The sequence below is a fragment of the Streptomyces sp. NPDC110618 genome (assembly GCF_055657065.1).
In genome coordinates, this window is the sequence record NZ_JBVKBN010000038.1 from 1 (window position 1) to 23,578 (window position 23,578).

At 69.5% G+C, this 23,578-nt stretch carries 24 protein-coding genes and 2 pseudogenes; 10 read left to right on the plus strand and 16 right to left on the minus strand.

The features are described from left to right. Positions 1–89 precede the first annotated feature (89 nt). From ACZ7L7_RS36155 to ACZ7L7_RS36175, 5 genes and pseudogenes are all read left to right on the plus strand, one after another. Positions 90–488, plus strand: a pseudogene (locus ACZ7L7_RS36155) (hypothetical protein); the annotation flags it as partial. A 19-nt stretch (positions 489–507) separates the two neighbouring features. Further along, positions 508–819: a hypothetical protein gene (locus ACZ7L7_RS36160; RefSeq protein WP_471428436.1), complete on the plus strand. Its 312-nt coding sequence runs from the start codon at positions 508–510 to the stop codon at positions 817–819. Continuing rightward, a complete protein-coding gene (locus ACZ7L7_RS36165) occupies positions 816–1,856 on the plus strand; it encodes a WXG100 family type VII secretion target (RefSeq protein WP_472077952.1) in 1,041 nt (346 codons plus the stop codon). The genes ACZ7L7_RS36160 and ACZ7L7_RS36165 overlap by 4 nt, the downstream gene beginning before the upstream one ends. A gap of 235 nt (positions 1,857–2,091) precedes the next feature. Beyond that, entirely contained in the window at positions 2,092–2,814 is a 723-nt protein-coding gene (locus tag ACZ7L7_RS36170) for a hypothetical protein (protein WP_471591800.1), read from the plus strand. Further along, positions 2,805–3,494 (plus strand): hypothetical protein, encoded by a 690-nt coding sequence (locus ACZ7L7_RS36175; RefSeq protein WP_471432015.1) that lies wholly within the window; start codon positions 2,805–2,807, stop codon positions 3,492–3,494. The genes ACZ7L7_RS36170 and ACZ7L7_RS36175 overlap by 10 nt, the downstream gene beginning before the upstream one ends. A 20-nt stretch (positions 3,495–3,514) precedes the next feature. On the opposite strand, the gene ACZ7L7_RS36180 is transcribed toward ACZ7L7_RS36175, so the two are convergent. Continuing rightward, the gene (locus ACZ7L7_RS36180) at positions 3,515–5,443 is read right to left on the minus strand and encodes an AMP-dependent synthetase/ligase (protein ID WP_472077953.1); all 1,929 of its coding nucleotides are present in this window, start codon (positions 5,441–5,443) and stop codon (positions 3,515–3,517) included. A gap of 235 nt (positions 5,444–5,678) precedes the next feature. On the opposite strand from ACZ7L7_RS36180, the gene ACZ7L7_RS36185 reads away from it, so the two are divergent. Next, a complete protein-coding gene (locus ACZ7L7_RS36185) occupies positions 5,679–6,506 on the plus strand; it encodes a MaoC family dehydratase (protein ID WP_472077954.1) in 828 nt (275 codons plus the stop codon). On the opposite strand, the gene ACZ7L7_RS36190 is transcribed toward ACZ7L7_RS36185, so the two are convergent. The 9 genes from ACZ7L7_RS36190 to ACZ7L7_RS36230 form a co-directional block, all read right to left on the minus strand. After that, positions 6,499–7,143: a TetR/AcrR family transcriptional regulator gene (locus ACZ7L7_RS36190; RefSeq protein WP_285515957.1), complete on the minus strand. Its 645-nt coding sequence runs from the start codon at positions 7,141–7,143 to the stop codon at positions 6,499–6,501. The two genes, ACZ7L7_RS36185 and ACZ7L7_RS36190, sit on opposite strands and share 8 nt — an antisense overlap. Positions 7,144–7,170: 27 nt before the next feature. Then, positions 7,171–7,470 (minus strand): DUF4229 domain-containing protein, encoded by a 300-nt coding sequence (locus ACZ7L7_RS36195; RefSeq protein WP_285515958.1) that lies wholly within the window; start codon positions 7,468–7,470, stop codon positions 7,171–7,173. Positions 7,471–7,556: 86 nt separating this feature from the next. Next, positions 7,557–8,081, minus strand: coding sequence for a GNAT family N-acetyltransferase (locus tag ACZ7L7_RS36200; RefSeq protein WP_472077956.1), 525 nt, complete (start codon positions 8,079–8,081; stop codon positions 7,557–7,559). 108 nt (positions 8,082–8,189) lie between these two features. Then, positions 8,190–9,353 (minus strand): aminofutalosine synthase MqnE, encoded by a 1,164-nt coding sequence (gene mqnE, locus ACZ7L7_RS36205; protein WP_285515960.1) that lies wholly within the window; start codon positions 9,351–9,353, stop codon positions 8,190–8,192. A gap of 38 nt (positions 9,354–9,391) precedes the next feature. Next, positions 9,392–9,847 carry an Lrp/AsnC family transcriptional regulator gene (locus ACZ7L7_RS36210; protein ID WP_285515961.1) on the minus strand — a complete coding sequence of 152 codons (456 nt, stop codon included), beginning with the start codon at positions 9,845–9,847 and terminating at the stop codon, positions 9,392–9,394. Between the two features lie 89 nt (positions 9,848–9,936). Continuing rightward, positions 9,937–10,584, minus strand: coding sequence for a UbiX family flavin prenyltransferase (locus tag ACZ7L7_RS36215; protein WP_285515962.1), 648 nt, complete (start codon positions 10,582–10,584; stop codon positions 9,937–9,939). 55 nt (positions 10,585–10,639) lie between these two features. After that, a complete protein-coding gene (locus ACZ7L7_RS36220; protein ID WP_285515963.1) occupies positions 10,640–11,212 on the minus strand; it encodes a Uma2 family endonuclease in 573 nt (190 codons plus the stop codon). Positions 11,213–11,256: 44 nt separating this feature from the next. Further along, the gene (gene mqnP / locus ACZ7L7_RS36225) at positions 11,257–12,159 is read right to left on the minus strand and encodes a menaquinone biosynthesis prenyltransferase MqnP (protein WP_285515964.1); all 903 of its coding nucleotides are present in this window, start codon (positions 12,157–12,159) and stop codon (positions 11,257–11,259) included. Then, the gene (locus ACZ7L7_RS36230) at positions 12,156–13,607 is read right to left on the minus strand and encodes a menaquinone biosynthesis decarboxylase (RefSeq protein WP_285515965.1); all 1,452 of its coding nucleotides are present in this window, start codon (positions 13,605–13,607) and stop codon (positions 12,156–12,158) included. The genes mqnP and ACZ7L7_RS36230 overlap by 4 nt, the downstream gene beginning before the upstream one ends. 86 nt (positions 13,608–13,693) lie before the next feature. Between ACZ7L7_RS36230 and ACZ7L7_RS36235 the strand changes: the two genes are divergently transcribed. Then, positions 13,694–13,999: a PLD nuclease N-terminal domain-containing protein gene (locus tag ACZ7L7_RS36235; RefSeq protein WP_285515966.1), complete on the plus strand. Its 306-nt coding sequence runs from the start codon at positions 13,694–13,696 to the stop codon at positions 13,997–13,999. Positions 14,000–14,003: 4 nt separating this feature from the next. Here the strand turns inward: ACZ7L7_RS36235 and ACZ7L7_RS36240 are convergent, their stop codons facing one another. Both ACZ7L7_RS36240 and ACZ7L7_RS36245 read right to left on the minus strand, forming a co-directional pair. Then, positions 14,004–14,405: a DUF6281 family protein gene (locus ACZ7L7_RS36240; protein WP_453598890.1), complete on the minus strand. Its 402-nt coding sequence runs from the start codon at positions 14,403–14,405 to the stop codon at positions 14,004–14,006. A 62-nt stretch (positions 14,406–14,467) separates the two neighbouring features. Then, complete coding sequence (locus ACZ7L7_RS36245) at positions 14,468–14,791, minus strand: SCO0607 family lipoprotein (protein ID WP_285515968.1); 324 nt, start codon at positions 14,789–14,791, stop codon at positions 14,468–14,470. Positions 14,792–15,033: 242 nt separating this feature from the next. Here ACZ7L7_RS36245 and ACZ7L7_RS36250 point away from each other — a divergent pair, with 242 nt between their 5' ends. From ACZ7L7_RS36250 to ACZ7L7_RS36260, 3 genes and pseudogenes are all read left to right on the plus strand, one after another. Then, positions 15,034–15,483, plus strand: coding sequence for a nucleoside deaminase (locus ACZ7L7_RS36250; protein ID WP_285515969.1), 450 nt, complete (start codon positions 15,034–15,036; stop codon positions 15,481–15,483). 166 nt (positions 15,484–15,649) lie between these two features. Further along, the gene (locus tag ACZ7L7_RS36255; protein WP_472077957.1) at positions 15,650–17,722 is read left to right on the plus strand and encodes a hypothetical protein; all 2,073 of its coding nucleotides are present in this window, start codon (positions 15,650–15,652) and stop codon (positions 17,720–17,722) included. After that, positions 17,722–19,268, plus strand: a pseudogene (locus ACZ7L7_RS36260) (type 1 periplasmic-binding domain-containing protein). The gene ACZ7L7_RS36255 and the pseudogene ACZ7L7_RS36260 overlap by 1 nt, the downstream one beginning before the upstream one ends. On the opposite strand, the gene ACZ7L7_RS36265 reads toward ACZ7L7_RS36260, so the two are convergent. The 4 genes from ACZ7L7_RS36265 to ACZ7L7_RS36280 all read right to left on the minus strand — a co-directional run bounded on the left by ACZ7L7_RS36265 (position 19,265) and on the right by ACZ7L7_RS36280 (position 23,578). Next, positions 19,265–19,666, minus strand: a complete 402-nt coding sequence (locus ACZ7L7_RS36265) for an SRPBCC domain-containing protein (RefSeq protein ID WP_471591805.1) — start codon at positions 19,664–19,666, stop codon at positions 19,265–19,267. The pseudogene ACZ7L7_RS36260 and the gene ACZ7L7_RS36265 overlap by 4 nt on opposite strands. A gap of 304 nt (positions 19,667–19,970) precedes the next feature. Then, positions 19,971–21,080: a c-type cytochrome biogenesis protein CcsB gene (gene ccsB / locus ACZ7L7_RS36270; protein ID WP_285515973.1), complete on the minus strand. Its 1,110-nt coding sequence runs from the start codon at positions 21,078–21,080 to the stop codon at positions 19,971–19,973. Next, entirely contained in the window at positions 21,077–22,804 is a 1,728-nt protein-coding gene (gene resB / locus ACZ7L7_RS36275; RefSeq protein WP_285515974.1) for a cytochrome c biogenesis protein ResB, read from the minus strand. Before resB ends, ccsB begins: the two co-directional genes overlap by 4 nt. Before the next feature lie 3 nt (positions 22,805–22,807). Beyond that, a complete protein-coding gene (locus ACZ7L7_RS36280; protein ID WP_285515975.1) occupies positions 22,808–23,578 on the minus strand; it encodes a cytochrome c biogenesis CcdA family protein in 771 nt (256 codons plus the stop codon).

Consider the following 23,578-nt stretch of genomic DNA (forward strand, 5'->3'; position numbering starts at 1 on the left):
TCCGGCGAGTACTTACTGGGTGGCGCCACTGCTTCCTCGTTTCCCTCTCAGGACGATCCTATTGGATCCCTGTCCGGAAACTTCGGGGCACCCCAGTGTGGCTGGACAAGGCCACGTTCCAGGAGATCACCGTCCCCGCCGAGTTGCCCGATGCCGGGGTATGGGCGGAGACAACGGCCAAGCCGGTCGCTCTGCATCTGGAGCCTGGCACCGCGGACGCCGAGACCTACCCGGCCTCCGGCGACTGCGAGATCAACGAAGACGGTTCCATCGGCACTCCCTACACCAAGGGCGACTCGCACAAGTCCCCGCCGTGCGGTATCCGCTACCTCCGCGCCTCCGCCGGTGGACCGTACAAGCTGAAGGCGTCCATCACATGGCAGATCTCCTGGACAGGTTCCGGTGGCGCGAACGGTGACCTGCCCGATGGCACGTTCGAAACCACTCAGGACATTGCCGTCCAGGAGATCCAGGCCATCAATCGCTAGAACACAGAACGGGGGAACGATGAGCGATCTGTACATCGACTACGAGATGTTGGTGAAGACGCAGAAGGACATCGAGGACATCCATGAAGTGATGGCGGCGCCGTGCCGTGAGATGGAAGAGGTCGACGGAGCCGCGATGGGGGTCTTCAAACTCGCCCAGCGAATGGATGACTTCGGCGAGGAGTGGTCGTACGGCATCAAGCAGATGTCGAAGTTCTCGAAGTCCGCCGCCAAGGCTCTGGGGCAGATCAAGAAGACCTTCGAGGAGACGGACGAGCAGTTCGCCCGCGAGTTGGAAAAGGCGCGTTCCCCGAGGGGCGGGAAGAAGTGACCGACTACGGTCAGCCGACCTGGCTGCTTCCGGACCCGGCCGCCGACGCCCGCTTCCCCGCGATCGGCTTCTGTCCGTGCCCCGGCAACAAGAAGGACGCCACGCACGTGGCGGCAATCGTGCGCCGTACGGCGCGGGCGCTGAGGGACATCGCCGACGTCCTCAACGGCACCGGGCGGGGAGAGTGGAAAGGGAAGGCCGCCGAGGCGTTCCGCGAGCAGTTCCACGACGACTTCCGGCCCAAGGTCAACGACGCACGGGACTCGTTCTCCGATGCGGCCCAGGCGCTGGAGGACTGGGCCCAGTACATGGCCACGCAACAGGCGATCGCCGACCAGCTGGAGTCCGAGGCGCAGGACGCCAAGGACAAGGCGGCAGCTCTGCAGCGGGAACTCGACCGAATGCCGCCGAAGCCGGGCTTCGCGGAGAAGTTGCGGGACCAGTCTCACGAGGACAAGGCGAAGCAGGAACGGCTGGAGGAGAAGCGCAGCGGCAAGGAGAAGTCCCTGCACTCGGCCAACGCCGACCTGGAAGAGATACGCGGCCGGGCGGAACGCCTGAGGAAACGTTACGTCGAAGAGGGCGAGGCCGTCGCCGACCGGCTCAAGCACGCGATGGACATCGCGCCGAACGAGCCGGGCTTCTGGGACAAATTGGCAGACGGCATCGGGGCCGCTCTCAAGGCGCTCGAAGCGGTCAGCGACATGCTTCTCGACGGGCTCAAGGAACTTCTGAAGGAGTACTCCTGGCTCTTCGCCTTCATCGGAAACGTCGCAGGCACACTCAGCGCGATCACCGGCCTGCTGTCCCTGGCCTTTCCGGGATTGGCCGCCCTGAGCCTGGCACTGGCGGGTATCGGACTGGCAGCTCACTATCTTCAGGCCGTAGGAGAGACCGGAAGCTCACGCAGGCACTTACCTCACCGACCGTGCTGGTCGATGCTGCCGGACTGGCCCTGGGCGGAGGTGCTTTCGCCGCAGGTAAGGCACTTGCCCGCATGGGGGCACCTGCTGCGGGGCTCTTCAAGTCGGTACTGACCCAGCCCGGCAGGTTGGTGGGTGGTGCCGAGTTGGCGGGAAAGACAATCCAGTTCGCCGGTAACTGGGGTGCGAACGCGGTGGCGCAGGGGCCAGGGGGCGCGGCCAAGATCACGTACGAAGCCATCAAGCACCAGATCCCCGGTGATCAGACTTCGGGATCAGGGAAGGACCACTGGCCGGATGAGCTCAACCCCTGGGCATTGAAGAAGACGGCGGAAGGGGCGGAGGCGTCATGAGTATCAGCACAGAGCGGACAATTTCCCGGCGTCAACCGCAGGGAGAAGTGCACCTCCAGGTGCCCACAGACTGGTTCGACCTGCTGGAAGACGGAGAGAACGACGAGGCGGCACATGAGCAAATCTCGGACCTCGCCAACCAGGTATATGCCCATAAAGATGAGAAAGTCCGCTCGTCCATCATCCGAACGCTCATGGCTGCCCGGAGGCTGTTCCTCGACGACGGCATGATCAGCTACGGTCTGGTCGCTCTGCCTGACTCCGAGGACGGCCCCGTCACCTGGCACATCTGTGCCGGAGTGGTCGAAGCTCCCCGATGCGCCCCGGACATCAACGCCGGCGAGGCTCTGGCGCGTTACTTCGGCGAGCAGTTGGAGGACAAGCAGGTCTACCTCGAATCCTTCCCATCCGCCATGGGACCAGGGTTTGGCCTGGTCTCCCAGCCTGGCATCCGGTCCAACGGCCAGGTCGACATCTTCCCCGCGCTTCCCACCACAGATGCGCCGCCTGCGCAGTACGCGGCAAGGATTGGCATGGCTGCCGCCCTGAGCTGCCCCGCCAGTGGTGGTCCCGCGCTGCTGGTGGTCGGCAGCTGTCTGGATCCTGAACAGGTAGTGTCAATGGCCAGCCTGGTAGCCGTGATCTGCGGAAAGGCAACAGTCCAGCCCTACGGAGCAGCCGACGAACACTCGGACGAGGTGGTTCAGCCATGGAAGTGAGACGGCGACGAGGCATCGACACCACCCGCCCGCCTGTCTGGTTGGCGCGGCTGGAGCTGGGCATGCCTCCCCGCAGGCTCTACGTCCTGTCCGGGGCATTCGCCTTCCTGGTGGGAGCCATGATGTCTGCGGTGATCAGTCTGTGGCTGGTCCTGCCCGGCATCGTGCTCACGCTCGGACTGCTGTGGTTTGTCGCCGTGAACACGGACCAGCGGCTGTGGCTGATGGCACCCTTCCTTCTCGCCGCCTTCGCGCTTGTTGTGTTCGGGATGTTCATCAGGCAGGACCGGGCCCTGGCCGAACGTGGGCGCCCCGTCGACCTGGTGGTCGTCGAGACGTCCCAAACGAGAAGTGAATCGTCGTGCAAAGTGCGCTTTCCCGACGGGGATGTCGCCGAAGGACCGATCGGCGGCTGTCGCGGCGCCGACGTCGGTGAGTCCATCCGCCTCGTCGTGGACCCCGAGGGCCAAGTGCAGCCCAGCAACACCTCCCCCCATGTCGCCCTGTGGATCTGGCTGGCAGCGGCTGCGAACCTCGTCTTCACAACCTGCGTAGTCCGATCCGCCGTCCGTGGTGTACGCAGGCTTCGGGAGTTGCGGGCCATGGAACAGCCCATGCCCTCGCGTGGTTTCGTCCCACCGCCCCCGTCGACTCCACCCCCCTTGCAGGGATCTCGCTGACGGGATCTTGCTCTCAAGGATCAGCGCTCGTACAGCTCCTCGATCTCGTACGCGAAGTCCTTCATGATCGTCTCCCGGCGGAGTTTCATCGAGGGGGTCAGGTGGCCCGCCGTCTCCGTGAAGTCCGTGGGGAGGATTGTGAAGCGGCGGATGGATTCCGGGCGGGAGACCAGGCGGTTGGCCTCGTCGATCGCGCGTTGCAGGATGGCGTGCAACTCCTCGTCCTGGACCAGGAGTTCCGCCGGAACCGGGTGGCGGCCGTTCATGCGGCGCCAGTGGGTGATGCCGTCCAGGTCGAGGGTGACGAGGGCGGCGACGTAGGGGCGGCGGTCGCCCACCAGCATCACCTGGGAGATCAGGGGGTGCTGGCGGAGCCAGTTCTCCAGCGGGGCCGGGGCCACGCTCTTGCCGCCCGCCGTGATGAGCAGTTCCTTCTTGCGGCCGGTGATGGTCAGGTAGCCCTCGTCGTCCAGTTCGCCGATGTCGCCGGTGGCCAGCCAGCCGTCCGTGGTCGCCGGGACGACTCCCCCGGCCGCCGGGTCCCAGTAGCCGTGCAGGACCTGGTCGCCCGCGATCAGGATCTCGCCGTCCGACGCGATCCGCACCCGAGTGCCGGGGAGCGGCCAACCCACGGTTCCCAGGCGGGGTTTGAGGGGTGGGGTGACCGTCGCCGCCGCCGTGGTCTCGGTCAGGCCGTAGCCCTCGTAGATCTCGATGCCCGCGCCCGCGTAGAAGGCGGCCAGGCGGCGGCCGAGCGGGGAGCCGCCGCAGATCAGGTAACGGACCCGGCCGCCGAGGGCGTTGCGCAGGCGGCGGTAGACCAGGGGGTCGTAGAAGGTGCGGGCCATGCTCAGGGCTCGGCCCGGTCCGGACCCGGTGCCGTGCTGCTTGGCCTCCTTGGCCTCGCCGTAGCGGCCGGCGATGGTGGCGGCGCGGTCGAAGAGGGCGGCCCGTCCGCCCTCCTCCGCCTTGGCGCGGGCGGAGTTGTAGACCTTCTCCAGCATGTACGGGATGGCCAGCAGGCAGGTCGGGCGGAAGGCGGAGAGGTCCGAGAGGAGGTCTTCCGCCTGGAGGCTCGGTGCGTGGCCCAGGCGGACGCGGGCGCGGACGCAGGCCACCGCCACCATCCGGCCGAAGACATGCGACATCGGCAGGAACAGCAGCACCGAGGGCTCGTCCTTGGACCTCGACTTGAAGACGGGGTAGAGGAGTTCGATGGCGTTGTCGACCTCGGCGAAGAAGTTGCCGTGGGTCAGCGCGCAGCCCTTGGGGCGGCCGGTCGTGCCCGAGGTGTAGATCAGCGTCGCGAGCATGGACGGGCCGAGCATGCCCCGGCGGACCTCCACCTCCTGGTCCGGCACAGCCGCGCCCGCCTCCGCGAGCCGGTCGACGTGCCCCTTCTCCATGACCCACAGGTGCCGCAGGTCGGGGATGTGCTCCAGTTCCGGGCCGAGGGCCGCGGCCTGGCCGACCGTCTCGGTGACCAGGGCGACCGCTCCGGAGTCCTGGAGGATCCAGCGGGTCTGGAAGACGGAGGAGGTCGGGTAGACGGGGACGGTCACCAGGCCCGCGGCCCAGGCCGCGAAGTCGAGCAGCGTCCACTCGTAGCTCGTCCGGGCCATCACCGCGAGCCGGTCACCCGGCATCAGGCCCTCGGCGATCAGCCCCTTCGCCACGGCCAGCACCTGCCCGGCGAATTCCGCCGCCGTGACCTCCGTCCAACTCCCGTCCTGGGTACGGCGGCTGAGCACCACCTTGTCCGGTACCGCGAGGGCGTTGTCGAACGGCAGGTCGGCGAGCGACCCACGGGTGACGGGCGGGGCGAAGGGCGGTACGTACGCCTCCCGGACGACTCCGTCCAGCTTCCGTGTCTCGGGCTGTACGAGCGTGGGCGCGGGAGCGTCGTCGAAGGCCGCGGACGCGGCGAAAGAGGGCAGTGGCGTGGACACGGGCGGCTCCTGGCACGGCGTTCGCGGACGGCTCCCCTGGTGCGGACATGGGGTTACCGCCGGTTAGACAGGGATCGTACGAGGCGGACGTGTGGGGGCTGTGCGTGTTCGGGGAGGGCTGGGGGGTGGGGCTGTGCAGCCTCGGGGATAACCCGAGGGTTGTTCATGTTCGCGCAGCACACGAAGCATTACCTCCGGTAACCTTACTCCGGAGTCAGAAGCCCCGGAGGTGTGTGTGACCGTCCTTACTCATACGCCCGCGCTCGCGCCGGCGTTCGCCCGTGGCGCGGTGCTTTCTCCGTTCAAGCGCCCGCGCCCCGAGGCGGAGTTCCCGCGCACACCTCTCGTCCTGCCCGGCCTGCGGGTCGACTTGTCCCGCCTCGCGGCCTACGAACGGGTCTGCGGCTTCGCGACCGGCGAGGACGCGCTGCCGCTCACCTATCCGCACGTCCTGGGCTTCCCGCTGGCCATGCGGCTGATGAGCGGACGGGACTTCCCGCTGCCGCTGCTGGGGCTGGTCCACACGTCGATCGAGATCACGGCGCGGGAACGGCTGGCCGTACCCGACTCGTACGAAATCAGCGTGTACGTCGAGGGGTTGGCGCCGCACCGGCGCGGCACGGAGGCGACGCTGGTGACCGAGCTGAGGGACGCGGGCGGCAAGGCGGTGTGGGAGTCGCGCAGTACGTATCTGGCGCGGCACCGGACGGAGGCGAGGGCGCCCGAAGCGCGCGAGGAGCGGGTGCCGTTGCCCGTCGTCGCCGAGTGGCGGCTCGGTGGGGACGTGGGGCGGCGGTACGCGGCCGTGTCCGGGGACCGCAACCCCATCCACCTCCACCCGCTCACCGCCCGCCCGTTCGGCTTCCGGCGCGCCATCGCCCACGGCATGTGGACGGTGGCCCGCTGCCTGGCGGCGTACGGAGTACCTGCGGTGGCGCGGGTGACGGCGGAGTTCCGGGCGCCGGTCGGGCTGCCGGGAGTGGTGCGGTACGGCTCGGAGCCGGGGCGGTTCGAGCTGCGCGGCGAGTCCGGGCGCCCGCACGTGCTCGGGACGGTCAGCTGACCGGCGGGCTCCACGGGCGGCCGTCCATCAGGTTGCCGAGTCCGGCCCAGGCGAAGTTCATCAAGGTGGCGGCGGCCTGGCGGGCGGTGACGCCGGGGGTGGCGTTGGCCCAGTCGGCCAGCGACTCGGCGGCGCCGACCAGGGCCTCGGCGAGTCCGGCGACCTCGGTCTCGGGCAGGTCGGGGTCGCGGTGGGCGGCGCGGGCGGCGGCGAGGATCAGCTGGGTGACGAAGGCCACGATCTCCTCGCGCATCGCGGTCACCTCGGCGGCGAACACGTCGCCGTGGGTGCGGGCCTGGAGGTGCAGTACGGCCCAGCCGTGGGGGTGTTGGGCGGTGTGCGTGAAGAACGCCCGCAGACCGTCCCAGAGTTGGCGGTCGGCGGGCGCGTGCGGCTCCACGCCCGCTCGTACGGCTGCGGTGAGCGCGTGGGCCTCGCGGCGGATGCAGGCGGTGAAGAGGTCTTCCTTGGAGTTCAGGTACAGGTAGACCAACGGCTTGGAGACACCGGCGACTTCGGCGATCTCGTCCATCGAGGCGGCCATGTACCCGCGGCGCCCGAAGACCCGCACGGCGGCGTCCAGCATCTGCTGTTCACGGACGGCGCGCGGCATCCGCTTCGTCTTGACTGCACCCATGGAGGCAAGACTAAGGCGGAAGTGCGATCAGGAGGTCTGCCCCTGGGCACGGGCCGCGTCGTCGGCGAGGTCTTCCTGGCTCCGGTTGGCCTCCAGGTTGGCCTTCATCCGGTCGACCTTGTGGACGATCTGGGCCGAGGCGCGGTCCCGCTCCTTGCGCAGCACGACGAAGCTGATCGGGGCGGAGACCAGCAGGGCGAGCAGAATGATCCACATGCCGTTGGAGTCGCCGAGACCGCGCGGGGCGAGACCGGAGTAGACGAGGCCCCAGACGACCACGAGGCAGCCCACGAAGATCCCGAGGCGCATCAGCGTGTAGCGGAGCATCTCAATCCAGTCTTCCGAATCCAAAAGGGACGGCATCCAGTGAAGCATGCCGGTCGGCGGATCTTGGGGCCGGGTCCGGGCCTGCCTCAGTCCAGCGGCAGCAGCATGATCACGTCGTCCCGGAAGTCGTCGTCCGCGACCCGGATGGCGTCCGGGATCCGGCCGACCTCCTTGTACCCGCAGGACCCGTAGAACCGCTCCAGGCCCTCTCCGCCGCGGCAGGTGAGCCGTATGGCCCGGATGCCGTCGAAGTCGCGGGCCGCGCCCTCGGCGGCGGCGAGCAGGTCCCTGCCGTACCCCTTGGCCTGGTGCCGGGGGTGCACCATCACCGTGTACAGCCAGACCCAGTGGGTCATCAGCCGGTGCGTGTTGAAGGTGAAGAAGGCGGTGGCGGCCACGCGCCCGTCCGCGTCGTGCCCGACCAGCAGCCGGGTCCGCCCCTCGGCCATCGCCGCGAAGTGCTTGATCAGCTCGGGCCGGATCGCCTCCCGCGTGACCGGGGGCACGAACCCGACGGAGCCGCCCGCGTTGGACACGTCCGTCCACAGATCGAGGATGCCGTCGCGGAGGGCAGGGTCCACGGCGGGGTCGAGGATGAAGGTAAGTGTCACAGTTGCATCGTAGCCATTACATCCGGGGGGAGGTGTTCTCGCCCAGGGGCGAGGGGAACTGCGCGACCAGCCCCCACCGCCCCACAGGCGAAGAACAACGCCCGCGCCTCAGACCCGCATCGGCTGCGGCGACTCCCGGCGCGCCGGGTCCGGGCCCTCGTACTCGCGGATGATCTCGTACCGCGTGTTCCGCTCCACCGGGCGGAAGCCCGCGTCGCGGATCAGGTCCAGCAGGTCCTCACGCGTCAGCTTGTTCGGCGTGCCGAAGTTGTCCGCGTCATGGGTGATCTTGTACTCGACCACCGAGCCGTCCATGTCGTCCGCGCCGTGCTGCAGGGCGAGCTGCGCCGTCTGGACGCCGTGCATGACCCAGAAGACCTTGACGTGCTGGACGTTGTCGAAGAGCAGCCGGGACACCGCGAAGGTCTTCAGCGCCTCCGCGCCCGTCGCCATCTTCGTCCGCGCCTGGAGCCGGTTGCGGACCTTGCCGTCCTTCACGTCCACGAAGTCGTGCTGGTAGCGCAGCGGGATGAAGACCTGGAAGCCGCCCGTCTCGTCCTGGAGCTCGCGCAGGCGCAGGACGTGGTCGACGCGGTGGCGGGGCTCCTCGATGTGGCCGTACAGCATGGTGCACGGGGTCTTCAGACCCTTCTCGTGCGCCAGGCGGTGGATGCGGGACCAGTCCTCCCAGTGCGTGCGGTGGTCCACGATGTGCCGGCGGACCTCCCAGTCGAAGATCTCCGCGCCGCCGCCGGTCAGGGACTCAAGCCCCGCGTCGATCAGCTCGTCCAGGATCTCCGACGCAGACAGACCGGAGATCGTCTCGAAGTGGTGGATCTCCGTCGCCGTGAACGCCTTCAGCGACACGTTCGGCAGCGCCGCCTTCAGCTCGCGCAGGGAGCGCGGGTAGTAGCGCCACGGCAGGTTCGGGTGCAGGCCGTTGACGATGTGCAGCTCGGTCAGGTTCTCCGACTCCATCGCCTTGGCGAGCTTCACCGCCTCCTCGATGCGCATCGTGTACGCGTCCTTCTCCCCCGGCTTGCGCTGGAAGGAGCAGTACGCACAGGACGCCGTGCACACGTTGGTCATGTTGAGGTGCCGGTTGACGTTGAAGTGGACGACGTCACCGTTCTTGCGCGTGCGCACCTCGTGCGCCAGGCCGCCCAGCCACGCCAGATCGTCCGACTCGTACAGCGCGATGCCGTCCTCACGGGTCAGCCGCTCACCGGCCATGACCTTCTGCTCCAGCTCGCGCTTGAGCCCGACGTCCATGCCCACACCTTTCTCCGACAGCAGCGTCAACCGTATCCCTAGACCTCTTCGGGCAGCTCCCCGACCCGGTTCTCCCACTTGGTGGAGAGCACGATCGTGGTACGGGTCCGGGAGACGCCCTTGGTCCCGCTGAGGCGCCGGATGATCCGCTCCAGACCGTCCACGTCACTGGCCCGCACCTTGAGCATGAAGGAGTCGTCGCCGGCGATGAACCAGCAGTCCTCGATCTCGCTGAAGTCCTTCATCCGCCGCGCCACGTCCTCGTGGTCCGCCGCGTCCGAGAGCGAGATGCCGATCAGGGCGGTGACACCGAGGCCGAGCGAGGCCGCGTCCACGGTGGCGCGGTAACCGGTGATGACACCGGCCGCCTCCAGCCGGTTAATGCGGTCGGTGACACTGGGTCCCGACAGGCCGACGAGGCGCCCCAGCTCCGCGTAGGAGGCCCGGCCGTTCTCCCTCAGGGCCTGGATGAGCTGCCTGTCCACCGCGTCCATGCGATTCGAAGCCTTCCGCTGAAAAGTCGCTGAGTTCCTGAAGTACTGGATTGCTGGAGTACTGCCGTACTGCTGATGCTGCGTGCTGCTCAGGTCGTGCGCGCGCCGCCGAGGTCGCCCTTCCAGCGGCGGTAGAGCCGGTGCTCGACGCCCGCCACGTCGAGTACGCGTCCGGCGACGAAGTCCACCAGGTCCTGGATGTGGGTGGCGCCCGCGTAGAAGGCGGGCGAGGCGGGTACGACGGTGGCGCCCAGGTCGTCGAGGGTGACCAGGTGCCGCAGCGTCTGACCGTTCAAGGGGGTCTCCCGAACGGCGACGACCAGTTTGCGTCCCTCTTTCAGGGTCACACTCGCGGCCCGCTGCAGCAGGTCCTTGGACAGCCCGAGGGCGACCCCGGCGACGGCCGCGGTGGAGGCGGGCACGATCAGCATGCCCTTCGTGGCGTACGACCCGGACGACGGCCCGGCCGCGAGGTCCCCGGCGCTCCAGTGCCGTACCCCCGCGATGTCCACGTCGAAGGTGTCCGGCTTGCCGTCCGCGCCCCGGGACAGCCATTCCCGCAGGTCGGCCTCCCACTGCGAGTCCCGGAAGGCGATCCCGGTCTCGTCGAGCAGGGTGAGCCGCGAGGCCCGGCTGACCACCAGGTCGACGCTCTCCCCGGCCGCCAGCAACGCCCGCAGCACCGCCGCCGCGTACGGCGTCCCGGAAGCTCCGGACACCCCCACGATCCAAGGCACGCGCTGCGTTTCTCCTGCGTTCACATCTTGAGCGTACCGGCGTGACGAAACTAGCTCAGGACTGGGCGCCCGACTCGGGGTCCACGGGCAGCCGACTCGTGTCGATGGTCAGACGTGCCAGCTTGGTCTCCACGATGATCTCGCCCCCGTACGGAACCGTGTCCTGCCCGAGGTAGCCCTCGGCACCGGGATTCCAGTGCTTGACGAGGTGCCCCTTGCCAGGATCGAAGATCAGATAGTTCGGGATGCCCCGAGCGGCGTACTGCCTGTTCTTGACCTCGTAGTCGTTCCGAACGCTGCTGGGGGAAACGACTTCGATGGCCAGCTCGATCAGATCGGGCGAGTAAGCCGTCAGATTCCGCTTCTGCTCGGCGGCAGGGATGACGGCGAGATCGGGGCAGAATTCGAAGTCCTCACTGAACGGCACGGCCACATCGCTGATGAAACCCCACTCCGGGCCGAGTTGGTCTTCGAGTTGAGTCCACAACCGCACGATGGTCTGGTTGTGGAACGGCCTCAGCGGACTCATCACGATGTTGCCCTCGACAATCTCCATCCGGTACCCGGGGAACATGTCCTCGTACCGGGCGAGCCGCGAGTGCAGGCGGTCGCTGCCCGAGATGGTCACACCAGCCTCCCTCTGTCTGCACTCGATGGTAGGCCGCACCGTAGTTACAGGGTCAGCCCCCGGACCAGCAGATCGAGCAGGGCGCACCCGAACAGGGCGATGCCGATGAAGCCGTTGACGCTGAAGAACGCCCTGTTCAGGCGGGAGAGGTCGTGGGGGCGGACGATGTTGTGTTCGTATACGAAAGCACCGGCGACGATCATCAGTCCGAGCCAGAAGAAGAAGCCCGCGTCGGTGACGACGGCGTACCAGACGAACAGGGCCATCACCAGGACATGGCAGACGCGGGCCGACCAGATCGCCGCGGGGACGCCGAAGCGGGCCGGGACCGACATGACGCCGATCTCGCGGTCGGCCTCCACGTCCTGGCAGGCGTAGATCAGGTCGAAGCCGCCGATCCAGATGCCCACGGCCAGGCCCAGGATCACCGCGTCCCAGGACCACTCGCCGGTGATCGCCAGCCAGCCTCCGACCGGGCCCATCGCCTGGGCCAGACCCAGGATGGCCTGCGGGAAGTTCGTGAACCGCTTGCCGTACGGATAGACCACCATCGGCACCACCGCGACCGGCGCGAGCGCCAGGCAGAGCGGGTTCAGCAGTGCCGCCGAGCCCAGGAAGATCACGAGCGCGATCAGGGCGCCCGTCCAGGCGTGCTTCACCGAGACCGCGCCGGTCACCAGCTCGCGATGGGCCGTGCGGGGGTTCCGCGCGTCGATCTCGCGGTCGATGATCCGGTTGACCGCCATGGCGAAGGTGCGCAGGCCGACCATGCAGATCGTCACCAGCAGCAGCCGGCCCCAGTGGATGTTCCTGTCCCACTCGAACATCGCGGTGAGGGCGGCGATGTAGGCGAAGGGCAGCGCGAAGATCGAGTGCTCGATCATCACCAGGCGCAGGAAGGCCCTGGTGCGCCCTGGCTGCGGGAGGGCGGCGGAAGCCGAGCTCACAGGCCGTACTCCTTCCAGCGGCGGTCCACCTTCGCCGCGGTCTGCGGGTCCGACTCCACCATGTCCGGCCAGCCCCCGTCGCGGGTGTAGCCCTCCTCGGGCCACTTCTTCGTGGCGTCGATGCCCGCCTTGCCGCCCCAGAACTGCTGGTAGGAGGCGTGGTCGAGGTGGTCGACGGGGCCCTCGACGACCGAGAGGTCGCGGGCGTAGTCGGTGTTGCCGAGGGCGCGCCAGGCGACCTCGTGCAGGTCGTGGACGTCGCAGTCGGAGTCGACGACCACGATCAGCTTGGTCAGGGACATCATGTGTGCCCCCCAGATCGCGTGCATCACCTTCTGCGCGTGCTTGGGGTACTTCTTGTCGATCGAGACGATCGCGCAGTTGTGGAAGCCGCCCGCCTCGGGCAGGTGGTAGTCCACGATGTCCGGCACGATGATCTTCAGCAGCGGGAGGAAGAAGCGCTCGGTGGCGCGGCCCAGCGGGCCGTCCTCGGTCGGCGGCCGGCCGACCACGATCGACTGGAGCAGCGGCCGCTTCCGCATGGTCAGGCAGTCGATCTTCAGCGCCGGGAACGGCTCCTGCGGTGTGTAGAAGCCGGTGTGGTCGCCGAAGGGCCCCTCCGGCAGCATCTCGCCCGGCTCCAGCCAGCCCTCGATGACGACCTCGGCCTGCGCCGGGACCTGGAGCGGCACGGTCTTGCAGTCGACCATCTCGATCCGCTTGCCCGCGAGGAACCCGGCGAACAGGTACTCGTCGATGTCGCCGGGCAGCGGCGCGGTGGAGGCGTAGGTGACGGCGGGCGGGCAGCCGAAGGCGATGGCGACCGGCAGCCGCTCGCCGCGCCGGGCGGCGACCTGGTAGTGGTTGCGGCTGTCCTTGTGGATCTGCCAGTGCATGCCGATGGTGCGCCTGTCGTGGCGCTGGAGCCGGTACAGCCCGAGGTTGCGCACCCCGGACTCCGGGTCCTTGGTGTGGGTGAGCCCCAGGTTGAAGAAGGAGCCGCCGTCCTTGGGCCAGGTGAACAGGGCCGGGAGCTGTTCCAGGTCGACGTCGTCGCCGTGCAGGACGACCTCCTGCACCGGCGCGTCCTTGACCTTCTTCGGCGGTACGTGGGCCATCGCGCCGAGCTTGCCGAAAGCCTCCCGGACGCCCACGAAGCCGTGCGGCAGCTCGGGCTTGAGCAGTCCGCCGATCCTGTCGCTGATCTCGGCGTACGACTTCAGGCCGAGCGCCTTCAGCAGCCGCCGGTCGGTGCCGAAGACATTCATCGCGAGGGGCATCGAGGAGCCCTTCACGTTCTCGAAGAGCAGTGCCGGGCCACCCGCCTTCTGCACCCGGTCGACGATCTCCCCGACCTCCAGATACGGATCGACCTCCGCTTTGACGCGCTTGAGGTCGCCTTCGCGTTCCAGTGCCCTGAGCAGGGAACGAAGATCGTCGTAAGCCATGGGGCCAAGTATCCCCGAGCGGCTACCCTGGCCCTGTACCTGGGGGCTCCGATCCGTCCCCCACGATCATCTCGCGGGAGGCTCCCATGCTGCGGGTGCTGATGTTCCTTGTACCGCTGGCGCTCAGCATCTACGCCTTCATCGACTGCATCAGCACGCGGGACGAGGACGTCCGGCACATGCCGAAGCCGCTGTGGGCGATCCTCGTGCTGCTCTTCCCGATGGTCGGGTCCATCTCCTGGCTGATCGCGGGCAAGAAGCGCAGCCCGGCGGCCGAGGGCTGGTCCGGGGTGCGGTCCAACCGCGGTCAGCGCTGGGTGGCGCCGGACGACAACCCGGAGTTCCTGAAGTCCCTGGACGACGAGAAGAAGGACGAGCGGGACGAGTCCTGACGGCTCAGTCCTGCCCGGAGCGCAGTTCCTCCAGCTCGGGCGGCAGCTTCCCGCCCGCCGCCAGTTCGGCCATGAGCGTGACCTCCCCGGCGTCCTCCACGGCGATGGCGACGGCCGGGTCGACTCCCTCCACGGCGTAGGCGGTGACCTCGCGGGCGGGGTCACCAAAATCGCCGTCGTCCGGGGTGTCGTCGCAGGCCAGGTTCGTGGCGGTACCGAGCTTCTCGCCCCGCCGGTAGTCGATGTCCGCCACGGAGACGTAGTCCCGGCCCTCGTACGCGACGACATGGGCGCAGGACGCCTCCGCCCGCACGGCCCCGCCGGTCCCGCCGCCGTCCGACTCCGCGCAGCCGACCCCGCCCAGCGCGACCGCGGTGATCCCCGCCATCAGCAGTGCCCGTCTCATGGGTCCCCCTTCGTTTTCCGTTCCCCATGACATTCGACGTGCGGGGAGGCGCGGAGGTTCGGTCAGGACTTCTTGACGGGGTTGCCGTTCTCGTCGAGCTTCACGATCTTGCCGTTCTCGTCGAGGCTGTGGGTGCGCCAGTAGACGTCCCACTTGTCGTCGACGTGCTCCGGGACCTTGCCCTCCGGGTGGCGGAAGTAGCCCTCGCCGGGCTCCTCGCCGTCCTCAAGGCAGTCGCTGCCGGTGCCGTTCACCGTCTGGACGGGGTAGTAGCCGTCGGAGCAGATGCTGTCCCGGAAGTCCAGCCCGGAGCATCCGGTGAGGGTCAGCGCCGCCGCGGCGGCAAGGGCGGCGGCGAGGGTCTGGATGCGGCGGGACCTGGTCATGGTCGTCTGTCTCCCGTGAGTGCGGTCGGACCCGGCTCGGGTGCCGTCGATCCGGTGTGCGTGCGGTCGATCCGGCTCGGGTGCCGTCGATCCGGCGTGAGTGCGGTCGAATCCGGCGCGAGTGCGGTCGCCCCGGTAGCCCCAACTCTTCCGGCGCGGGCTCCTCGCGGCCTGAGCACGGGTACTCAGAACGGCGTGGGCATTACGCGCAAGGCCCGGGGCGCTCGTGCACAGTGGACCGTATGGATCAGGCGCAGGCACGCAGTTGGCTGGCGGTCGCCGTGGCGGAGGCCCGCGCGGGGCTCGCCGAGGGCGGCATCCCGATCGGGGCGGCGCTGTTCGGCGCCGACGGAACGCTGCTCGGACGGGGGCACAACCGGCGCGTACAGGACGACGACCCGTCCGTGCACGCGGAGACGGCCGCGTTCCGGGCGGCGGGGCGGCAGCGGTCGTACCGGGGCACGACGATGGTGACCACGCTCTCGCCCTGCTGGTACTGCTCCGGTCTGGTGCGGCAGTTCGGGATCTCGCGGGTGGTGATCGGGGAGGCCGTCACCTTCCACGGCGGGCACGACTGGCTGGCCGGGCACGGCGTGGAGATCGTGCTGTTCGAGGACGCCGAGTGCGTCGCGATGATGCGGGAGTTCATCCGGGAACGCCCCGAGCTGTGGCATGAGGACATCGGTACGTAAGCGGGATGTGATCGACACCGGCTGACATCCCGCCAATTTCGTAATCCAACGGACACCGTGCGACCTAGTCCGAATCAACTCCCCCTCTCTACCCTGGTGTTGATAGATCTCACGCGTGACCAGCACCACGGTTGGATCGACGGCGACCGCCTCGGGGGGAGAAGCGGTGGGCAGACGCTTGCACGGGCGCGGGGCGTTGTTCGAGACCGATCCGGCCGGGCTGGCCCCCCGGCTCGTGGGCCTGCGCCCGCACCAGCACCGGGTGACGCCGTACGAGCATCCGCAGGAACCGCCGCTGGTCGTGCTCTCCGGGGCGCGCGGGCTCGGCAAGACGGCGGTGCTCGCGGAGTTGCGGGACTCGTACAAGGGGCACACCCCGGTCGGTCTGATCGACTGCGAGGACGCCGAGTTCGCGGCGCCGCCCGCCGGACGGCCCGCCGAGGCCTGGTCACCGGTGTCGCAGGCGCTGCTGGTGCTCGCCGAGCAGCTCGCGGAGCAGGTGACCGGGGCGGGGCGGATCCAGTTCCCGCGGCTGATGTCGGGTCTGGTGGCGGTCGCGGCCGGGGGCTGGGGGGACGCGGACTCCGAGCGGATCCGGCGCGAGGTGCAGCGGATCCTGCTGCTGAACGAGAGCGGGTCCTGGGTCGGCGGCTTCGCCGGACGCTGGGCGGGCCGGGTCGCGGCGAAGGTGGTCGCGGCGGCGACCGGCACCGGGCCACTGCTGTCGGCGGCGGTGGAGGCGACGCTGGAGTCCCTGTCCGAGGGGTTCGCGGGGCGCCGCCACCAGCGGGCCTCGGCCTGGTACCGGGACTATCCCAACGCCGGTGACAACGCCCGGCGCGGGCTGATCCTGCTCTCCGGGCACTTCCGGGCCGGCGGCACCTCCCGGGAGCACGCCGAGCGGCATCTGGTGCGGGCGCTGCGCGCCGACCTCACCGACGCCTACACGGGCGTACTGCCCCGGATGAAGCGGCTGGGACGGCCGCTGGTGCTGCTGGACAACGCGCACACCGCGCCGGGCCCCGGCCTGATCGAGGCGGTACTGCGGGACCGGACGGAGGGCGTCGGCGACCAGGTCGTGTGCTTCGCCGCCGTACGCGGCAGCGGGCGCCCGGCGCTGCGCAACGCGGCCCGGCGGGCCCTGCCCGAGCTGGCCCGGAGCAGCGACTGGGCCCCGGAACCGGGCTCGGCGTCCTCGCGGGCGCTGGTGGTGTCGCTGCCGCCGCTGAGCGGTGACGACACCCTGCACATCGTCGGCGCGGACCCGGCGGTTCCGCCCCAGCTCCCGCAGGCCGCACACCGGCTGACCGGCGGCAGCCCGCTCGGCATCACCCTGGTCGCGGAGGCCGCCGCCCAGCACCCGACCGCGGCCTCCTCGCTCGGCGAGCTGCTCACGGCGGATCTGCGCGTGCACCCCGAGCACGACGGCAGGCCCGCCTACCTGGAGCTGCTGGACCGGCTGGTGCCGCCGGACCGGCTGGACGAGCTGACGGTGCTGGCCGCCGCCCACGACCACGACTCGGCGTGCGCGCTGGCCCGCGCGCTGCTGCCGGAGCACTTCGGGCCCGCCGACGTGAGGGCGCTGGGCGAACTGCTGGCGACGGAGGGTCTGCCCGTGGTGCCGGGGCAGTTCGTCGGCGACCCGTTCGTACGGACGCTGCTGCTGCTCCGGCTGCACCACCGTGACCCCGACCACGGGCAGTGGCGCAAGGCGCACGAAACACTCGTCGACCACTACGCCGACCCGGCCGGCGAGCAGGTGCGCTACCGGCTGCACCACGAACTCGCCCTGGGCGGAACGGACTCGGCGGTGGCGTACCTCAGGGACTCCTTCACCACGCTGCCGACCCGCGGCTGGCTGGCGGTGCTGCGGTTCGTCGCCTCGGCGCCCTACTTCCACGCGCACGACGCCGACGGCCGCGACCACTCCGGTACCGAGGACCGGCGTACGGCGGTGGCGCTCGGCCGCACCGACGCCGGGCACGAGCCGCCGGAGGGCGCGGACGCGGCGCTGCATCTGCGGGTGCGGCGACTGCTGCACGCCGTATGGCAGTTGACCGATCCGCTGACCCTGCCGGACCGGACGGTGGGGCAGCGGCTGCGGTTCGAGCTGGAGCAGCTGTCCAATCTGCGGCCCGCCGGGAACGCCCTGCTGTGGCGGGCGTCGCGGGACTGGCCGGAGGACGCCCTCGCGGGGCGGGAACCGCACATCCCGGACGAGGACGAGGGGGAGGCGTGATGGCGCGCACCGGCGTGTGGACGTGGCTGCGCGAGGACGTCTGGGAGATCCCGCTGCGCCGGTATCTGGCCCTGCTGGTGACGGCCGCGCTGGTGGCGGGCGGCTGGTTCGGGGCGGGCGCGCTGGCGCGGGAGGACCGGTCCTGCGCGCCGGGGGTGGAGCGGCCGGAGGGCAGCGAGGAGTGCGTGGGGGTGTCGACCTCCGCCTACGACTTCGGCCGGCCGCGGCTTCGGGAGGTGATCCGGGCGATCGACCGGGAGAACCGGTCGCTGAAGCGGGGAGTTATGTGACGGTGGCGCTGCTGGAGCCGTTCACCGCGTCCGACCCGGACAACCTGGGTGATGTGCTGCACGAGATGCAGGGCGCCTATCTCGCGCAGTACCGGGCCAATCACGAGTCCAACAGGAAGTCCCCGGCGATCCGGCTCGTCCTCGCCAACCCCGGGGCCACCGGGGCGCACTGGGAGTTCACGGTCGACCGGCTGGAGGAGATGACGAAGGGCCCCGACCGGCTGCGGGCGGTCACCGGGGTGGGGCTGAGCACCGAGAACAACAAGCGGGCCGTCAAGGAACTGACCAGGCGCGGGATCCCGGTCATCGGCAGCTCCATCACCGCCGACGACCTCGCCAACGGGCAGGGGGGCAAGGACCCCTTCCCCGGTCTGGCGCGGGTCTCCCCCACCAACACCGACGAGGCCCGTGCGCTGACCTCGTTCGCCGATGTGACGGCGGGGCGGGCACTGCTGGTGTACGACAAGCCGGGCGACCCGTACACGCGGACGCTGCAGAAGTCGTTCATGAAGCTCCTCGCGGGCTCCCCGTACGAGCCGCAGCCGTTCACGCCGCCCGCGGACCGCAGCGAGGAAGGGACGACCGCGAACACGTTCTGGCAGATCGCGTCCCTGGTGTGCGGGACGGCTCCGGAGACGGACACGATCCTGTTCGCCGGACGGCACACGCAGTTGCGGCAGTTCATCAACGAGCTCGGCGAACGGTCCTGCCAGCACCGGGAGTTCACCGTGCTCACCGGCGACGAGGCGTCGTACCTCACCGGGGACAAGGAGCTGGACCGGAGCGCGCTCACGCACAAGCTGTCGGTGCGCTACACCGCGCTGGCGCATCCGGACGCCTGGGCGAAGGACGGTGCGAGGACCGGGGGTTCGGCGGCGGACGCGGCCGAGCTGGCGGAACTGCTGTCCACGGCCGCGCGCAGGCCGGTCGGGCCGATCGGCGAGGTGTCCCTGGAGGACGGCCAGCTGATCATCGCGCACGACGCCATGCGGCTGGCGGTCACCGGCATCCGCAGGGCCACGACGGAGGGCAGGGTGGCACCGCGGCTCGCGGACGTGGGCCTGCAGTGGCCGCAGGTGAAGGGGCCACTGCGGGTGAACGGGGCGAGCGGGTGGATCTGTCTGGACGCGCACGGCAACCCGTACGACAAGGCGGTGCCGATCGTGGAGCTGACGGCCGAGGGGAAGGCGCGGTTCGTGAAGATCGCCTGGCCCCAGGAGAAGCCGCCGGCGAAGGAGTGCCTGCCGCCGTCCTAGGAGGCGCCCAGAATCTCGATCAGCCGTTCGAATCGCTCGCGCCAGCGCTCCTCCGACTCCCGCTCCCCCTGGAACTCGTGGGTGAACCGCAGCGCGCTGCCCTCGTCCCCGTCCCGCTCCAGATGGAACCGGATCCGGCCGCCGCCCTCGACGGTGTACTCCACGACCCGGTCCACGTCCCAGGCGGTCACCCGCCCCGACCCCACATCACGCAGGGTGACGTCCCCGCCGAGCCGGGGTTCGAGCTGATCGACCTCCGTGAACCACTTCGCGAGCCCTTCGGCCGTGGAGAACACCGGCCACACCGACTCCATCCGCCCGGGCAGCCGCACCAGAAAATGCAGGATGTGCGTGCTCCCCTGCACCTGACTCATGCCCTGCTCAATAGATCCGGACATGCCTCCAGCGTGGCCCTTGGCCGGAGGATCCGCACGCGGTTCGGCAGGCTCGCCGCCGGGCCGACGACCGCGCGCCGGGGCGGCCGCACGGACGGTGACCGGGTCCGGGCGCCTGCCGAGCGGCGGCTGTGCTGCCTGGCGGCGGGCCGCCCGCCCGCCAAGAGGCCGGGAGTCGGCGGCCAGGCCGGGAACCGGCGGCGCCCGCACGGCGGCCCGCGCGCCGCTCTGCCGCGGCTGCCGGTACGCCAAGGCCGGTCCCCCGCGACCCGGCGTCACGGGAGACCGGCCTTGGCGTACGACGGCCTCAGAACCCCACGGACTGCAGCGCTCCCAGGCCCACGTCGGCGTAGGAGTGCTTGCCGGAGACGAAGATGTTCACGCCGTAGTAGTTGAAGAGCCAGCAGCCGAAGGCGGCGAGGGCCAGGTAGGCGGCCTTGCGGCCCTTCCAGCCGGCCGTGGCGCGGGCGTGCAGGTAGCAGGCGTAGGCGACCCAGGTGATGAAGGACCAGGTCTCCTTGGGGTCCCAGCCCCAGTAGCGGCCCCACGCGTCGCCCGCCCAGATCGCGCCCGCGATGATCGTGAACGTCCACAGCGGGAAGACGGCCGCGTTGACGCGGTAGGAGAACTTGTCCAGCGAGGCCGCCGCGGGCAGCCGGTCCAGGAACGAGGAGGCGAACCGGCCCGGCGTGCCGCCGTTCGCCAGCTTGTTCTCGTAGGAGTCGCGGAACAGGTACAGCAGCGTCGAGACCGCGCCGACGTAGAACACCGCGCCGCACAGGATCGCGGTGGAGACGTGGATGTACAACCAGTACGAGTGAAGGGCGGGAACCAACTGGTCACTCTCGGTGTACAAGACAGTGACAGCCAGACCGAGATCCAGGAGGACCGACGTGGTCAGGAACAGCCCGAGCCAGCGCACGTTCTTCTTCAGCGCCAGCAGCGTCAGGTACACGCCGACGGCGACCGTGGAGAAGGTGATGTTGAACTCGTACATGTTGCCCCACGGCGCCCGCTGCACCGACAGGGCCCGGCAGAGCACACCGCCGGCCGCGATCAGGAAGGCGAGCACGGTGAGGGAGACGGCGATACGCCCGTAGAGGTCACCCTGCTCGTCACCGCCGTGCGCGCCCGGCCCGTCCGGGACGTCACGGGTGTTCCCCGTGGCCCGGACCACGACCTTCGGCCGCTCCAGTACGGCGGTCCCGCCGCCCTTCTTCACCGTCACGGCGGGCGCCGCCGAGGTCTTCGCGGACGCGGTCAGCGCGGCGGCCGTGCGGCCGACCTTGCTGCGGCTGCCGAAGAGCCATTCGGTGATGTACGCGAAGAAGGCCAGGGTGTAGACGGCCATCGCGGAGTAGATCAGCGTATTGCTGAGGTTCGCGAGGTTCTCGTTGGTAGCGGCGGCGAGAGTCACTTCTCAGCCCCTTCGGCAGGTACAGCGGAGTCGGTTGCGGTGGTCTGCTGCTCAGTGTCGTCCGGCGCGTCCACGGCCGGGTCACCGGGGTCCGGCGCCCCCGGCGCCTGTTCGTACAGGGTCCCGGCGAGGTCGCCGAGCTCCTCGGGCACCTTGGCGGACTCGCTGCGGCCGAGCCCGGCCATCTCCACGACGGTCACCCCGTCGGCGCCCTTCACCGCCCGCACCCACACCCGGCGGCGCTGGATGAACAGGGAACCGGCCAGCCCCAGGATCGCGGCGACGGCCCCGGTCAGCGCCCAGCCACTCGCGGGCTGCTCGGTGATCTGGAAGTTGGCCCACTCCTTGGTGCCCTCGTAGGTGACCGAGCCCGCGCCACCCGGCAGCTTCATGGTCTGCCCGGGCCGCAGGTTCTGCCGCAGCTGCTTGCCCTTGGCGTCCTTGAAGCCCTTCATGTGCTTCTTGTCGAGCTGGTACACGCTCTGCGGGATGCCCGAGTTGACGCCCAGGTCGCCGTGGTACGCCTCAAGGTTGAGCACCGGGTTGAGCAGGGCGGGGAAGGCGGAGGAGACCTCGTTGCCCGCCTCGTAGGTGGGCAGGAAGGCGGCCTGGAAGGCGAGCTGCTCGCCGACGCCCTTGGCGTTGCGGTAGCCGTCGAGCACCTTGATCACACCGGAGGAGGTGACATTGGAGTCGAGCGGCAGCAGCGGCACGGCGTCGCTGAAGACGACCTTGCCCTTGCCGTCCCGCACGGTGATCACGGGGGCGTAGCCGTGGGCGGTGAGGTAGACCTTCGAGCTGCCGATCTCCAGCGGCTCGTTGACCTTGACGACGGTGGACTTCTCCTTGCCGTACGCGCCCTCGGCGTAGGTGAGGGACGCCTGGTAGGTGCGCGGGGTGCCCTTGTTGGGGCCGGAGGGCTCGTAGGTGCCCTTGAAGTCCTTCAGGTCGAAGGAGAAGGGGGTCAGGTCGTCGGTGCTGAAGAGGGTGCCGGACTTGAAGTCGTCGTACTGCACGAGGGTGTTGGCGAACCCGCCGCCCTCGACGATCAGCTTGTTGCCCTCCATCTTGAACAGCTGGCCCCAGGCGAAGGCCACCAGCATCACGATCAGCGCGATGTGGAAGACGAGGTTGCCGACCTCCCGCAGATAGCCCTTCTCGGCGGCGACGGCGTCACCGGCGATGTGGGCGCGGAAGCGGTTCTTCTTCAGCAGCGCGAGCGCGGCCTCGCGGACCTGCTCGGGCTCCGCCTCCGTGCGCCAGGTGGTGTGGGCGGGCAGCCGGGTCAGCCGCTTGGGCGCGCCCGGCGGACGGCCGCGCAGCTGACCCACGAACTGCCAGGTGCGGGGCACGATGCAGCCGATGAGGGAGACGAACAGCAGGATGTAGACCGCGGAGAACCACACCGAGCTGTAGACGTGGAAGAGGCCGAGCTTGTCGTAGACCGGCGCGAGCACCTCGTGCCGGTCACGGAAGTCGGCGACCTTCGTCTCGTCGGAGCCGGTCTGCGGGATCAGCGAGCCGGGGATCGCGCCGAGCGCGAGCAGCAGCAGGAGCAGCAGCGCGACCCGCATGGAGGTCAGCTGCCGCCAGAACCAGCGGACCCAGCCGACGAACCCCAGCGCGGGCACACTCGACAGTTCCTCGGTGGGGGCGGTGGAGAGCTGGGAGCCGGCGGCGCCGAGATCCTGCTCTTCGGCGCGGTCGGTTGTCGTCTCGCTCATTCCTCAGATCCCCACCGTGAAGCCGTTGGACCAGTTCTGCATCTCGGAGACCATGCTGTCCCAGACGCCGGTGAGCAGGAGCAGACCGGTCACGATCATCATCGTGCCGCCGATCCGCATCACCCAGACATAGTGGCGCTTGACCCAGCCGAAGGCGCCGAGCGCCTTGCGGAAGGCGACCGCGGTGAGCACGAACGGCACGCCGAGGCCGAGACAGTAGGCGACGGTCAGTATGGCCCCGCGCCCGGCGCTGGCCTCGCTGTAGGACAGGGCGATCACGGAGGTCAGGGTCGGGCCGATGCAGGGAGTCCAGCCGATGCCGAACAGCGCGCCGAGGAAGGGGGCGCCGACCAGCCCGGTCATCGGCCGCTTGTGGAAGCGGAACTCGCGCAGGGTCATCCAGGGCATCAGGCCCATGAAGAAGACGCCCATGGCGATCATCAGCACGCCGAGCACCTTGGACAGGACGGCCTTGTGCTCCTGAAGTGTGTCCCCGAAGTACCCGAACAGGGCGCCGCTGGAGACGAAGACGGCGGTGAAGCCGAGGACGAAGAGGGAGGCGCCGGCCACCATCCGGCCGCGGCGGGCCTCGGCGAGGTCGGTGCCGGTGACGCCGGTGACGTAGGAGAGGTAGCCGGGGACCAGTGGCAGCACGCACGGGGAGAAGAAGGAGACCAGGCCGCCGAGGACCGCGATGGGCAGCGCGAGCAGCAGGGCGCCGCTCATCACCGTCTCGTTGGGGCCGGTCGCGGCCAGTGTCGTGAGGGTGCTCAC